Below are 14298 nucleotides of genomic sequence, written 5' to 3' on the forward strand. Positions count from 1 at the left end.
CGCCGATGATCGAGCCGTGACCTTGCAGATGTCGGCCGAGCAGACGCGAACTCGGCCGACACAGGCCGCAGGAGCACGAGTTCGCGTCTGCTCGCCGGCCCTGGTCGCGCTGCTGATCGGCACCGCCGTGCTGTACCTGTGGAACCTCGGCGCCTCGAAGTGGGCCAACTCGTTTTACGCCGCCGCCGTGCAGGCCGGGTCGACCGACGCGACGGCGATGCTGTTCGGGTCCAGCGATGCGGCCAACGCGATCACCGTCGACAAGACCCCGGCCGCGCTGTGGGTGATGGACATCTCGGCACGGCTGTTCGGGTTCAACACATGGAGCATGCTGGTGCCGCAGGCCCTGATGGGCGTGGCCGCGGTGGCCCTGATCTACGCCTGCGTGGGCCGGCTGCTCGGACCCGGGGCCGGCCTGCTCGCCGGAGCGATCCTCGCGCTGACACCCGTGGCGGCGCTGATGTTCCGCTTCAACAACCCCGATGCGCTGCTGGTGCTGATGCTCGTGCTCGCCGCCTACTGCACCCAGCGCGCCTGCGAGAAGGACGCCAGCCGGTGGTGGCTGGTCGCGGCCGGCGCGGCCGTCGGGTTCGGCTTCCTGGCGAAGATGTTGCAGGCGCTTCTCGTACTGCCGGCGCTTGCCGCGGCGTACCTGCTCGCCGGGCACCGGCCGCCGCGCACGCGCATCCTCGACACCGCGCTCGCCGCGTTCGCGGTCGTGGTGTCGGCCGGGTGGTACGTCTCGCTCGTCGAGCTCTGGCCCGCTTCGGCCCGGCCCTACATCGGCGGCTCACAGCACAACAGCATCGTCGAACTGGCCCTGGGCTACAACGGTGTCGGCCGGCTCACGGGAAACGAACCCGGCGGGCTGGGCAACCTCAACCACGACGTCGGGTGGGGCCGGCTGCTCGGCTACGGAATGGGCGCCGACATCGGCTGGCTGCTGCCCGCCGCGGTGATCTGCATCGCCGCCGGTTTCGTGCTCACCCGCCGATCGCCCCGCACCGACCCCACCCGCGCGGCGCTGGTGCTCTGGGGCGGGTGGCTGGCCGTCACCGCTGTGGTGTTGAGCTTCATGAACGGCATCGTGCATCCCTACTACACCGTGGCGCTCGCGCCCGCGATCGCCGCCGGTATCGGCATCGGCGCAACGTTGTTGTGGCGCAACCGAACCGACATCCGCGCCGCGACGGCGCTGGCCGGCGCGGTCGTCGTCACCGTGGTCCTGGCCGCGCAACTGCTGTCCCGCACCGCGGACTGGCTGCCGTGGCTGCGGGCGGCTGTCGCGGTCGGCGGCGTGGGGGCCGCGGCGCTGATCCTCGTCGCGGGCCGGCTGGGCCCGATCGCCGCGCGCGTCGTCGCGGGTGCGGCCGTGGTGTCCTGTCTTGCCGCGCCCGCGGCGTACGCGGTGGCCACCGCGGCGACCCCGCACAGCGGCGCCATCCCGTCAGTGGGCCCCGCGCGTAGCGGCGGTTTCACCGGCGGCGGCTTGTTGAGCTCACCGACGCCGCGTGCCCACCTGATCAGGGTCCTCTCCGCCGAGGCGGACCGATTCACCTGGGCCGCCGCGGTGGTCGGCTCCAACAACGCCGCCGGCTACCAATTGGCCATCGGCGCACCGGTGATGGCCATCGGCGGGTTCAACGGGACGGATCCCTCGCCGACGCTCGACCAGTTCGTCCGTGCCGCGTCCGAGGGCCGGATCCACTACTTCATCCAGGGGCGGGTGATGACGATGGGCCGGTCCGATGCGAGCGAGGCGAAGGACTCGGTCGCGATCCGGAATTGGGTCGACGCGCACTTCCCGGCGCAGACCGTCGACGGCACGGTGATCTACGACTTGACGGCCGGCATCTCACAGCCGGCGCATAGCTCGGGCCAACGCTGAGCACACCTGCGCAGCTGAACATGGACGTCATGACAGACACCGAGCTCGTGGCCGAGACACGTTGCGGCCGAATTCCGTTCGAACGGCGACCGCATGCCGCGCGGACCGCGCGCGCCACTGGGGCGCCCGTGCTGGACGTCGTCGTTCCCGTCTACAACGAGCAGGCCGCGCTGGCCGCCTCGGTGCACCGGCTGCACCGCTACCTGGGCGACGCGGTGCCGTTCCCGGCGCGGATCACGATCGCCGACAACGCCAGCACCGACGACACCCCGCGCATCGCCGCCGCGCTGGCCGCCGAGCTGACCGACGTGCGGGTGGTGCGCCTCGAGCAGAAGGGTCGCGGCCGGGCGTTGCACCACGTGTGGTCCGCATCGGACGCAGCGGTGCTGGTCTACACCGACGTCGACCTCTCGACCGACCTCGCCGCGCTGGGACCACTGGTGGCCCCTCTGATCTCGGGGCACTCCGACCTGGCGATCGGCACCCGGCTGGCCCGCGGCGCGCAGGTGACCCGTGGCCCGAAGCGGGAGATCATCTCCCGCTGCTACAACTTCATCCTGAAATCCACGCTGTCGGCCGGCTTCTCGGACGCGCAGTGTGGTTTCAAGGCCATCCGCGCCGACGTGGCCGCACGTCTGCTGCCGCACGTGGAAGACACCGGCTGGTTCTTCGACACCGAGCTGCTGGTGCTCGCCGAGCGCAGCGGACTGCGCATCCACGAGGTTCCGGTCGACTGGGTCGACGATCCCGACAGCCGCGTCGACATCGTCGCGACGGCAGCGGCCGACCTGCGGGGCATCGGCCGGCTGCTGCGGGGTTTGGCCACCGGCGCGATCCCGGTGAACACCATTGCGGCTCAACTCGGTTCGTCGCGCAGCTCCGCCGCACCCAGTTCGCTGCTGCGGCAGGTGGTGCGGTTCGGCGCCGTCGGCGTCGCGTCCACCGCGGCCTATGTGCTGTTGTTCGTGCTACTGCAGGGTGCCGTGGGCGCGCAGCTGGCGAACCTGTTCGCCCTGCTGCTCACCGCCATCGGGAACACCGCGGCCAACCGGCGGTTCACCTTCGGGGCGGCAGGCCGCGCCCTGCTGGCCCGGCACCATCTCGAGGGGCTGCTCGTCTTCGGCATCGCCCTGACCATCACCAGCGGGTCGCTGAGCCTGTTGCACGCCACCGCCGCGGCACCACACCGCATGCTCGAACTCGCCGTGCTCATCGCGGCGAACCTGCTCGCGACCGTGGTCCGCTTCGTCCTGCTGCGCGGCTGGGTCTTCCACCCGCGTCGCACCGTCACAGAAGGATTCGTTCGATGACACTCGCCGCCGACATCCCGGTGAGCACCACGCCCGCTCCGTCGCCCGAGCGGCCGAACCGCTGGACACGCCCCGCCCTGGTGGCGCTGCTGGCCGGCACCGCCGTGCTCTACCTGTGGGGCCTCGGCTCCTCGGGCTGGGCCAACGACTTCTACGCCGCCGCCGCACAGGCCGGCACCCAGAGCTGGAAGGCCTGGCTGTTCGGTTCGCTGGACGCGGGTAACGCGATCACCGTCGACAAGCCTCCCGCCGCCATCTGGGTGATGGCGCTGTCCGGCAGGCTCTTCGGCTTCAGCCCCTTCACGATGCTGCTGCCGCAGGCCCTGATGGGAGTGGCGTCGGTCGGTGTCCTCTACGCCGCGGTGCGCCGCGTCAGCGCGCCCGGCGCGGGCCTGCTCGCGGGCTTGGCGCTCGCCGTCACGCCGGTGGCCGCCTCGATGTTCCGGTACAACAACCCTGATGCGCTGCTGGTGCTGCTGCTCGTGGTCGCCGCGTACCTGATGGTGCGTGCGATCGAGTCCGGCGCCACGCGCTGGGTGGTGGGCACCGGTGTGGTGCTCGGCTTCGCGTTCCTGACCAAGATGCTGCAGGCGTTCCTCGTCGTGCCCGGTCTGGCGATCGCGTTCCTGGTCGCCGCGCCGGTCGCGTTCTGGCCTCGCGTCGGCAAGCTGGCCGCCGGGGCGGCCGCGATGATCGCGACCGCCGGTCCGTTCCTGGCGCTGGTGAGCCTGTGGCCCGCCGACTCGCGGCCCTACATCGGCGGCTCCACGGACAACAGCCTGCTGCAACTCGCATTGGGCTACAACGGGATTCAGCGCGTGATGGGCGGTGAAGGGGGCATGCCCGGCGGTGGCGATCGCCCGGGTGGGGGAGCGGCCCTGTTCTTCGGCGGCGAGCCCGGCATCGGGCGCATGTTCGGGGCGTCGTTCGGCGCCGAGGCCTCCTGGCTGCTGCCCGCCGCGCTGATCGGACTGGTCGCCGGCCTGTGGTTCACCCGCCGCACCGCGCGCACGGCGGCCGTCCGCTCGAGCCTGCTGCTGTGGGGCGGATGGCTGCTGGTCACCGCCGCCGTCTTCAGCTTCATGGACGGCACCATCCACCCGTATTACACGCTGGCGCTGGCGCCGGCAGTGGCGGCGCTGGTCGGCATCTGCGCGACCGAACTGTGGCGCGGCAGGCAGTTCTGGGCGCCGCGCGCAGTGCTGGCCGTGATGTCGGCGGTCACCGGGGTGTGGTCGTTCATCCTGCTCGACCGGGCGCCCGACTGGCAGCCCTGGCTGCGGTGGGTGGTGCTGGTCGGCTCGATCATCGTGGCCGCGATCATCGCCGCCGGTGTGCACCGGCTCGGCCGGTTCACCGTCGCGGTCGCGACTGCGGCGATCCTGCTCGGCGGTGCCGGGTCAGCGGCCTACGCCATCGAGACGGCGGCGCACGCCCCCAGCGGCCCCGGCGCCATGGCGGGTCCCGCCGCGGCGCACGCCGACTTCGGCGGGTTCGGAGGCCCCGGCGGCGCAGGTGGCCCCGGTGGCCCGGACGGGCCCGGCGGCTTCGGGAAGGCGGTGTCCGAGAACACGAAGCTGCAGAATCTCGTGAAGGTGACCGACAACCGCTGGGCCGCGGCGAGCGTGGGCTCGATGACCGCGGGCAGTCTGGAGTTGCAGACGGGCACCTCGGTGATGGCGATCGGCGGTTTCACCGGCAGCGACGACTCACCCACGCTGGCGCAGTTCCAGGCCTATGTGGCCGACGGTCAGGTGCGCTACTTCATCGCGGGCGGGCACCGCGGGCCCAGGGGTGACTCCGGCGCTGCCGCTGAGATCACCGCGTGGGTCGAGAAGACCTTCGCACCGATGGACGTCGGCGGCACGACGGTCTACGACCTTGCGCGCTGACGGATTCTTACCCGTGACATGGCGCGGCCGTTCCCTTATGGTCGCGCCATGTCGGTGACAGACGAGTACCTGTTGAACAACCAGGAGTACGCGAAGACGTTCTCCGGCCCGTTGCCGCTGCCGCCCAGCAAGCACGTCGCGGTGGTCGCCTGCATGGACGCGCGGCTCGACGTGTACCGCATCCTCGGGCTCGCCGACGGCGAGGCGCACGTGATCCGCAATGCCGGCGGCGTCGTCACCGACGACGAGATCCGCTCGTTGGCGATCAGCCAGCGTCTGCTCGGCACCCGGGAGATCATCCTCATCCACCACACCGATTGCGGGATGCTGACCTTCACCGACGATGGCTTCAAGCAGCAGATCCAGGATGAGACAGGCCTCAAGCCCGAGTGGGCCGCCGAGGCCTTTCAGGACGTCGACGAGGACGTCCGGCAGTCGCTGCGCCGCATCGAGGCAAGCCCGTTCGTGACCAAGCACGAATCGCTGCGCGGTTTCGTCTTCGACGTCGCGACCGGCAAGCTCGCCGAGGTCACGCTGTAGAAACACTCGGCCGGCGTTGACACATCCGCCGGTCGGCGGCTACATTCCCCGTTGATGATCGTAAATCTGGTCAAATCAACCAACATTACAGGGAAATGATGACCGCGACCGAACAGATCGCCCCCAACGCGGGGCGCTACGAGCTGAGCCACCTGCGCGCGCTGGAGGCCGAGGCCATCCACATCATCCGAGAGGTGGCTGCCGAATTCGAGCGTCCGGTGCTGCTGTTCTCGGGCGGTAAGGACTCGATCGTCATGCTGCACCTGGCGATCAAGGCGTTCCGGCCCGGCCGGCTGCCGTTCCCGGTGATGCACGTCGACACCGGCCACAACTTCGACGAGGTGCTGCAGGCGCGCGATCAGCTGGTCGCCGAGTCGGGCGTGCGCCTGGTGGTGGCGAAGGTGCAGGACGACATCGACGCCGGCCGCGTGGTCGAGACCATCCCGTCGCGCAACCCGATGCAGACGTTCACCTTGCTGCGCGCCATCCGGGAGAACAAGTTCGACGCCGCGTTCGGCGGAGCCCGCCGCGACGAGGAGAAGGCCCGCGCCAAGGAGCGGGTGTTCAGCTTCCGCGACGAGTTCGGCCAGTGGGATCCGAAGAATCAGCGGCCCGAACTGTGGAACCTCTACAACGGGCGGCACCACAAGGGGGAGCACATCCGCGCCTTCCCGCTGTCCAACTGGACCGAGTTCGACATCTGGTCCTACATCGGTGCCGAGAAGATCGCCCTGCCGTCGATCTACTACGCGCACCAGCGCAAGGTGTTCGAACGCGACGGGATGCTGCTGGCCGTGCACAAGTTCCTGCAGCCGCGCAAGGACGAGCCGATCATCGAGAAGACCGTGCGGTTCCGCACGGTCGGCGACGTCACTTGCACCGGCTGTGTCGAATCGACCGCGGCCACCGTGTCCGAGGTGATCGCCGAGACGGCCATCTCCCGTCTCACCGAGCGCGGCGCCACCCGTGCCGACGACCGGATTTCCGAGGCAGGAATGGAAGACCGCAAGCGCGAGGGGTATTTCTGATGGGGCGAGCGAAGCGACGGGGGAAATAAAGATGGCTACGTTGCTGCGCATCGCGACCGCCGGTTCGGTCGACGACGGTAAGTCAACGCTGATCGGCCGGCTGCTCTTCGACAGCAAGGCCGTGATGGAGGACCAGCTCGCCGCTGTCGAGCGCACCTCGAAGGAACGCGGACACGACTACACCGACCTGGCCCTGGTGACCGACGGTCTGCGCGCCGAGCGTGAGCAGGGCATCACGATCGACGTCGCCTACCGCTATTTCGCCACGGCCAAGCGGAAATTCATCATCGCCGACACCCCCGGCCACATCCAGTACACCCGCAACATGGTCACCGGGACATCGACGGCGCAGTTGGCGATCGTGCTCGTCGACGCCCGCCACGGCCTGCTTGAGCAGTCGCGCCGCCATGCGTTCCTGGCGTCGCTGCTCGGTATCCGCCATATCGTGCTGGCCGTCAACAAGATGGACCTCGTCGACTGGAGCCAGGAACGGTTCGAGAAGATCCGCGAGGAGTTCCACGAGTTCGCCGCGCGGCTGGACGTCCAGGACGTCACCACGATTCCGCTGTCGGCGCTGAACGGCGACAACGTCGTCACCAAGTCCGACGTCACGCCGTGGTACGACGGTCCGTGCCTGCTGAGCCACCTGGAGGACGTCTACATCGCGGGCGACCGCAACCTCGTCGACGTCCGCTTCCCGGTGCAGTACGTGATCCGGCCGCAGACCCATGAGCACGCCGATCACCGCAGCTATGCCGGCACGGTGGCGAGCGGCGTGATGCGGCCCGGCGACGAGGTCGTCGTGCTGCCCACGGGCAAGTCGTCGCGGATCACCGCGATCGAGGGCCCGGGCGGCCCTGTGCAGGAGGCGTTTCCGCCGATGGCGGTGTCGGTCAGCCTGGCCGACGACATCGACATCTCGCGCGGCGACCTGATCGCCCGGCCCAACAACCAGCCGCGGGTCACCCAGGAGTTCGACGCGACCGTGTGCTGGATGGCCGACGAGGCGTCGCTGGAGCCGGGCCGCGATTACCTGATCAAGCACACGACCAGGACCACCCGCGTGCGGGTCACCGCGCTGGACTACCGGCTCGACGTCAACACCCTGCACCGCGACAAGACCGCCACGGCGCTGAAACTCAACGAGCTGGGTCGGGTGTCGCTGCGCAGCCAGGTGCCCCTGCTGCTCGACGAGTACAGCCGCAACGCCGCCACCGGGTCCTTCATCCTCATCGACCCCCACACCAACGGCACCGTGGCGGCGGGGATGATCCTGCCCTACGTGAGCGCGCGGACGGCGAGTCCCAACACCGTGCGGCACCAGTCGCTGTGCACCGCGGAGGACCGGCTGTCCAAGGGCCGCACGGTGTGGTTCACCGGACTGTCGGGCTCGGGCAAGTCCTCGGTGGCGATGCTGGTCGAGCAGAAGCTCCTCGAAAAGGGAACCCCTGCCTACGTTCTCGATGGGGACAACCTGCGTCACGGCCTCAACGCCGATCTCGGCTTCTCGATGGCCGACCGCGCCGAGAACCAGCGCAGGCTCGCTCACATCGCGGCCATCCTCGCGGACTCGGGCCAGGTGGTGCTCGTTCCGGCGATCAGCCCGCTGGAGGAGCATCGCGCGCTGGCGCGCGAGGTGACCACCGCGGCGGGGCTCGACTTCTTCGAGGTGTTCATGGACACCCCGCTCGAGGACTGCGAGCGCCGCGACCCGAAGGGGCTCTACGCCAAGGCCCGCGCCGGGGAGATCACCCACTTCACCGGCATCGACAGCCCCTACCAGCGACCGAAAGACCCCGACTTGCACCTGACGCACGAGCATTCCCTCGACGCACTGGCCGACCGGGTCATCGAGTTGCTGGAGTCCACTCCGTGACCGCCACCGACCACGAGGTGGCCGCGCGGCTGGCCACCGAGGCGGGCACGCTGCTTCTCGACGTGCGGGCCGAGTTCGCCGATGCCAGCTCCGACGAGCGGAAGGCGGCGGGGGACAAGCGTTCTCACGACTTCCTGATGGAGGCGCTGGCCGCCGAGCGGCCCGATGACGCCGTGCTCTCCGAAGAGGGCGTCGACGACCCCGTGCGGCTGTCGGCCACCCGTGTGTGGATCGTCGATCCGTTGGACGGCACCCGGGAGTTCTCCGAACTGGGCCGCACCGACTGGGCCGTGCACGTCGCGCTGTGGGAATCCGGTGAACTCGTGGCCGGCGCGGTGGCGCTGCCGGCGCAAGGAATCACGCTGGCCACCCCGACGGTGCCCGCACCGCCCGCGCAACCCGGATCGCCGCGCATCGTCGTCTCCCGCACCCGGCCACCGGCCGTCGCGCTGGAGGTCAAGGACGCCCTTGGCGGCACGCTCGTCGAAATGGGTTCGGCCGGTGCGAAAGTGGCGTCGGTGGTGCAGGGCCTTTCGGACGTCTACGTGCATGCGGGCGGACAGTACGAGTGGGACTCGGCGGCCCCCGTCGCGGTCGCTCGCGCGGCAGGTCTGCACACGTCGCGGATCGACGGCTCGCCGTTGATCTACAACCAGCGCGACTCCAAGCTGCCGGACCTGATCGTCTGCCGGCCCGAGCTGGCCGATGCGGTGTTGGCGGTGACGGCCCGGCGGTAGGCTGCGGACGTGGCTGAACCCAATACGATGCGCGCGCTGGCCGGGCTGCCGCTGACTCCGGTCGGCCTCGACGAGTCGGTGCTGGTGATGATCGACTGCCAGAACACCTACACCCACGGGGTGATGGAGCTCGAGGGCGTGCACGCAGCGCTCGACGAGGCGGCCGTACTGCTGGACCGTGCCCGCTCGGCGGGCATCCCCGTCATCCACATCCAGCACGACGACGGCCCCGGCTCGCTGTACGACATCCACGGGGAGAGCGGCGCCATCGTCGACCGGGTCGCGCCGCGCGAGACCGAGCCGATCGTGGTGAAGAACTATCCGAACGCGTTCGTGCAGACCGAACTGTCCGACCGGCTGGAGTCACTCGGCGCCCGCAACCTCGTGCTCGCGGGATTCATGACGCACATGTGCGTGAACTCCACGGCGCGTGGCGCGTTCAACCTCGGTTACGCCCCGACTGTCGTCGCCGCGGCGACCGCGACGCGCGCGCTGCCCGGTCTGGAGCAGGACCCGGTGCCCGCCGCGGCGATCCAGGCGGCGAGCCTGGCGGCGATCGCCGACCTGTTCGCCGTGGTCGTGCCGAAAGCGGCGGACATCCCCGGTTAGCCTGGCCCCATGCGGATGTCGGCGAAGGCGGAATATGCCATCCGCGCGATGGTTCAGCTCGCCACCGCTGACGACGGCGCCCTGATCAAGACCGAGGACCTGGCCAAGGCGCAGGGCATTCCGGCGCAGTTCCTGGTCGACATCCTGTCCGATCTGCGTACCGACCGGCTCGTGCGCAGCCATCGCGGCCGTGACGGCGGGTACGAGCTGGCCCGCCAGGCCACCGAGATCAGCATCGCCGATGTGCTGCGCTGCATCGACGGCCCGCTGGCCAGCGTGCGTGACATCGGGCTGGGCGATCTGCCCTACAGCGGACCCACCGCCGCGCTGACCGACGTGTGGCGGGCGCTGCGGGCGAGCATGCGGTCGGTGCTCGAGAAGACGAGCCTGGCCGACGTCGCCGCCGGGCACCTGCCCGACCATGTCCGGGTGCTCGCCGACGACTACCGCGCGCAGGAGGAGCAGCGCGGCCGCTCCGTCACCTAGAACCCAGACTGGGAGGAAAGCTCCGATGGCCTTCGATTTCCGTGATCTCGCCGCGCCGGTGTCGGTCGCTCCGATGGCCGGCGGCCCCTCGACTCCGGAGCTCGCCGCGGCGGGCACCAACGCCGGCGGGCTGGGTTTCGTCGCGGCCGGTTACCTGAGCGCCGACGCGTTCGCCGAGCGCCTGACCGCCGCGACGCGGCTGACCTCGGGCCCCGTCGGCGCCAACCTGTTCGTACCGCAGCCCAGCGCGGGCACCGCCGAGGCGGTCGACGCGTACGCCGCCGAGCTGGCGCCCGACGCGCAGCGATACGGTACGGCGCTCGGCGAGCCCCGGATCGACGACGATGCCTGGCAGGGCAAGCTCGAGGTCCTGCTCGACGTGCGGCCGGCGGTGGCGTCCTTCACCTTCGGCCTGCCGGACGCCGAGGAGATCGGGCGGTTGCGCGGTGCCGGCATCACGGTCGCCGGCACGGTGACCACGCTGGCCGAGGCCCGGGTGGCGGCCGACCGCGGCGTCGACGTGCTCGTCGCCCAGGGACCGGCGGCAGGCGGGCACCGCGGCACGTTCGACGCGACGGCGCGGCCCTCGGAGGAGTCCCTCGACGATCTGCTGGCCGGCATCGCCGCCGCGCTCGATCTGCCCGTGGTGGCCGCCGGCGGGTTGATGACCGCCGCCGACATCGCCCGGGTGCGTCAGGCAGGCGCCGTCGCCGCACAGCTGGGCACCGCGTTCCTGCTCGCCGACGAGGCCGGCAGCACGCCGGTGCACCGGGCGGCGCTGACCAGTCCGGAGTTCACCGAAACCATTGTCACCAAAGCATTTTCGGGCCGGTATGCGCGCGGGCTGCACAACCGGTTCGTCGACGAGCACGAGGCGGGCGCCCCGTTCGGCTATCCCCAGGTGCACTATCTGACGAGCCCGCTGCGCGCGGCGGCTGTCCGCGCCGGCGACCCGCACGGGGTGAACATCTGGGCCGGCACCGGTTTCCGGCTCGCCGAGGCCGCCCCCGTCGCCGCGATCATCGACAAGCTCACAAACGGTTAGCGCAGCTCTTCGACGGTGACGTCGCCGGTTCCGGAGCGGACGGTCACCACGGAGGCGGCGGCGCGGGAATCGCGGGTCTGCGGCACGCGCACCATGGTGGAACCCCACGGTTGGCCCGTCGTCGCGTCGACGACGTACGGTCCGGGCTGAGGCAGCGCGACGGTCACGTCCCCGTTGTCGGTCCGGGCGTCCAGCGTCTTGGGGGCGCCGGCGAAGTCGACGTCGATGTCGCCGGTCTGCGTGGTGGCCTTGAATGTCTCGGACACCGACACCGCGTCGCGGGTGTCGACGTCGCCGTGTGAGTTGCTGATGTCGATGTCGCGCGCCGAGCCGCTCAGCACCACCGCGCCGTCGCGGGTGCGGGCCACCAGCTGGTCGATGTCGGCCTGCAGCATCACCACACCGGTGTCCTGCTGGGTCGTCACGGTGGTGCGCCGCGCCAACTCGGCCGGCAGCACAAGGGTGATCTGCGACGCGCGGCCCCAGTCCAGGATCGGAGACTGCTCGGCGTCGATCGTCACGCGTGCCGAGGCACCGTCGGCGTCCACCGCCAACGGATCGGAGCCGGCACGGGCCGAGTTCACCATCGTCATGTCGACGCGCGGCTCGCGAGCCTCCCGGTCACTGGTGATGCGCACGATCACCGGGACCGAGCCGGTGTCGACGGCGATCGAACGCAGCGTCGCCGGCAGAGCCACGCTGTCGGTGACGACGCGGAACGTGCTGACGCCCCAGGCGAAGACGCCCAGGGACAGCACGGTGCCGACGACGAGCACCCCGGCGGCGCCGACCAGCACGGCGCGCAGCGCGGTGCGCCCGCCCGGGGACATCGGCGGGGGAGGAGAGGGAGGGGCGATGGTGGTGGTCACGGGTGAAGTCCTTTCCGCGCGAACAGGATTCGAGGTATCAGGATTCGAGGTACCTGAGTACTGCGAGGACACGGCGGTTGCCGCTGTCGTCGGGAGCGAGGCCCAGCTTGGTGAAGATGGAGGCGATGTGCTTCTCGGCCGATCCGACCGACATGTGCAGGGCCGCGGCGATAGCGGAGTTCGTCTTGCCCTCGGCCATCAGCTGCAGCACCTCGCGCTCGCGCGCGGTCAGCGCGTCCAGGACGTTGCGGCGGTGCGAGCGGACGAGGATCTGCGACACCACCTCCGGGTCGAGCACGGTGCCGCCGGCCCCCACCACGGCCACGGCGTCGAGAAACGCCGGGACGTCGGCCACCCGGTCCTTGAGCAGGTAGCCGAAACCTCTGGTGTCCGAGGCGATCAGGTCCGCTGCGTAGCGCTCCTCGACGTAGTGCGAGAGCACCAGCACCGGCGACTCCGGATTCTGGCTGCGCAGCAGAGCCGCGGCGCGGATGCCCTCGTCGGTGAACGTCGGCGGCATCCGCACGTCGAGGATCGCCAGGTCCGGTCGCGTCTCGTTCACCAGCCGCAGCAGGTTGGTCGCGTCGGGCACGCCGGCAACCACCTCGTGTCCGGCGTCGGTGAGGATCCGTTCGATGCCCGCCCGCAGCAGGGCCGAATCCTCGGCGATCACGATGCGCATGGCAGCACCGCGGTGATGACGGTCGGACCGGTGACGGGGCTGGACACGCCGAAGGTGCCGCGCGCAGCCCGCACGCGTTCGTCGAGGCCGCGCAGTCCGGTGGCTTCGGCGCCGGCGTCCTCGGGGACGATCCGCGCACCTCCACGGCCGTCGTCGAACACGGTGACGTGCAGCAGGTTTGCCGCCTCGTCGAGCCGGACGGTGACCGCGGCCTGCGTCGCGCCGGAGTGCCGGGTGACGTTGGTCAACGCCTCGGCGACGACGAAGTACGCGCATGCCTCCACCTCCTCGGGGAGCCGCCGGGGCAGGTGCACGCTCAGCGTGGTCGGCACTCCCGAGTTGGTGGCGCGCTGCACCACCGCCGACAGCGCGGCGTCGAGGCCACGGTCGGAAAGGATCGTGGGCGCGATGCCGCGAACCACGTTGCGCAACTCCACCAGGGCGGTCTTGGCGTCGTCGTGCGCCTCGGCGATCAGCGCCTTGGCCGCGGGCAGATCGGTGTCGAGTTTCGTCTGGGCCAGGCCGATCGTCATGGCGAGGGACACCAGTCGCGGCTGCACACCGTCGTGCAGGTCGCGCTCGATGCGATGCCGTTCGGTCTGCGCGGAGGTGACCGCACCCTGCCGGGCGTCGGCCAGCGCGCTGACCTGGTACTGCAAGGCGGCGGTGGGCGACGGCGACAGCAGCCAGCGGTCGATCGTCGCGTCGAGCGCCGGCGCGAAGATCAGCAGGACCACCGCGGCGGCGAGCGCCACCACGGCCAGCAGCCAGGCCACCGGGGTCGGCAGGAACGACAGCCCCGCATCGGCGTCACTGTTGCCGATCGCGATGGCCGCCGCGGGAGCCAGGAACGTGAACCCCAACAGCGCCAGCGCCAGACCGGTGATCAGGATGTCGTAGGTCATCCGAAGATAGTGGTGCGCCACCGTTTTCCAGAACCGAGCGCTGCTGATGTCCAGCAGGAGCTGGTGGGCCCATCGTTGGAAGCCGGTGTAGGTGGACAACCTTCGCGGCGGGATCCCGATGCCCATGCCGAAAACCGCCTCGCTGCGCACCCGTTCGACACGGTCGACGCCGCGCATCACGTAGACGAACACGACGGCGGCCAGCACGAAGCCGATGACGCTCGGGATGGACGAGATGCCGATGACGAGCAGGCCCAACGGGATCCAGAACCAGACGGTTGCCAGCGCGGCTCCGGTGACCATCGAGGCGGTCGGCACGAGACCGAGGCCTCGCACCCGCGGTTGCGCCGGCGTTGGCTGCGCCACGACGGCGGACCCGGCGCCGACGATCTCCTCGGTGTCTGCTGTTGCGGTCATGACACCAACCTAGG

At 70.4% G+C, this 14298-nt stretch carries 13 protein-coding genes; 10 read left to right on the forward strand and 3 right to left on the reverse strand.

Features of this window, described 5'->3' with window-relative positions:
* Nucleotides 1–28 precede the first annotated feature (28 nt).
* The 10 genes from G6N45_RS12155 to G6N45_RS12200 all read left to right on the forward strand — a co-directional run bounded on the left by G6N45_RS12155 (nucleotide 29) and on the right by G6N45_RS12200 (nucleotide 11411).
* Complete coding sequence (locus G6N45_RS12155) at nucleotides 29–1888, forward strand: glycosyltransferase family 39 protein (protein WP_163728279.1); 1860 nt, start codon at nucleotides 29–31, stop codon at nucleotides 1886–1888.
* Nucleotides 1889–1917: 29 nt separating this feature from the next.
* On the forward strand, nucleotides 1918–3198 hold the full coding sequence (locus G6N45_RS12160; RefSeq protein ID WP_163722569.1) for a bifunctional glycosyltransferase family 2/GtrA family protein: 1281 nt from the start codon (nucleotides 1918–1920) through the stop codon (nucleotides 3196–3198).
* Nucleotides 3195–5090: an ArnT family glycosyltransferase gene (locus tag G6N45_RS12165; RefSeq protein ID WP_163722570.1), complete on the forward strand. Its 1896-nt coding sequence runs from the start codon at nucleotides 3195–3197 to the stop codon at nucleotides 5088–5090. The genes G6N45_RS12160 and G6N45_RS12165 overlap by 4 nt, the downstream gene beginning before the upstream one ends.
* Before the next feature lie 48 nt (nucleotides 5091–5138).
* Nucleotides 5139–5630 carry a beta-class carbonic anhydrase gene (locus G6N45_RS12170; protein WP_163722571.1) on the forward strand — a complete coding sequence of 164 codons (492 nt, stop codon included), beginning with the start codon at nucleotides 5139–5141 and terminating at the stop codon, nucleotides 5628–5630.
* Between the two features lie 95 nt (nucleotides 5631–5725).
* Entirely contained in the window at nucleotides 5726–6658 is a 933-nt protein-coding gene (cysD, locus tag G6N45_RS12175) for a sulfate adenylyltransferase subunit CysD (protein ID WP_407664321.1), read from the forward strand.
* Nucleotides 6659–6689: 31 nt separating this feature from the next.
* Nucleotides 6690–8534 carry a sulfate adenylyltransferase subunit CysN gene (gene cysN, locus G6N45_RS12180; protein WP_163722573.1) on the forward strand — a complete coding sequence of 615 codons (1845 nt, stop codon included), beginning with the start codon at nucleotides 6690–6692 and terminating at the stop codon, nucleotides 8532–8534.
* Complete coding sequence (locus G6N45_RS12185; RefSeq protein ID WP_163722574.1) at nucleotides 8531–9271, forward strand: 3'(2'),5'-bisphosphate nucleotidase CysQ; 741 nt, start codon at nucleotides 8531–8533, stop codon at nucleotides 9269–9271. Before cysN ends, G6N45_RS12185 begins: the two co-directional genes overlap by 4 nt.
* A 9-nt stretch (nucleotides 9272–9280) precedes the next feature.
* Entirely contained in the window at nucleotides 9281–9880 is a 600-nt protein-coding gene (locus tag G6N45_RS12190) for a cysteine hydrolase family protein (RefSeq protein ID WP_163722575.1), read from the forward strand.
* A 9-nt stretch (nucleotides 9881–9889) separates the two neighbouring features.
* Entirely contained in the window at nucleotides 9890–10366 is a 477-nt protein-coding gene (locus tag G6N45_RS12195; protein ID WP_163722576.1) for an Rrf2 family transcriptional regulator, read from the forward strand.
* A 25-nt stretch (nucleotides 10367–10391) separates the two neighbouring features.
* The gene (locus tag G6N45_RS12200) at nucleotides 10392–11411 is read left to right on the forward strand and encodes a nitronate monooxygenase (protein WP_163722577.1); all 1020 of its coding nucleotides are present in this window, start codon (nucleotides 10392–10394) and stop codon (nucleotides 11409–11411) included.
* Here G6N45_RS12200 and G6N45_RS12205 read toward each other — a convergent pair.
* From G6N45_RS12205 to G6N45_RS12215, 3 genes are read right to left on the reverse strand one after another with little or no spacing between them, the layout of a single operon-like run.
* A complete protein-coding gene (locus tag G6N45_RS12205; RefSeq protein ID WP_246228964.1) occupies nucleotides 11408–12280 on the reverse strand; it encodes a DUF4097 family beta strand repeat-containing protein in 873 nt (290 codons plus the stop codon). The genes G6N45_RS12200 and G6N45_RS12205 overlap by 4 nt on opposite strands.
* Nucleotides 12281–12317: 37 nt before the next feature.
* Nucleotides 12318–12962 (reverse strand): response regulator transcription factor, encoded by a 645-nt coding sequence (locus G6N45_RS12210; protein WP_057148144.1) that lies wholly within the window; start codon nucleotides 12960–12962, stop codon nucleotides 12318–12320.
* Entirely contained in the window at nucleotides 12950–14284 is a 1335-nt protein-coding gene (locus G6N45_RS12215) for a sensor histidine kinase (protein WP_163722578.1), read from the reverse strand. Before G6N45_RS12215 ends, G6N45_RS12210 begins: the two co-directional genes overlap by 13 nt.
* Nucleotides 14285–14298 lie beyond the last annotated feature (14 nt).

Source organism: Mycolicibacterium psychrotolerans (assembly GCF_010729305.1).
Lineage (GTDB): Bacteria > Actinomycetota > Actinomycetes > Mycobacteriales > Mycobacteriaceae > Mycobacterium > Mycobacterium psychrotolerans.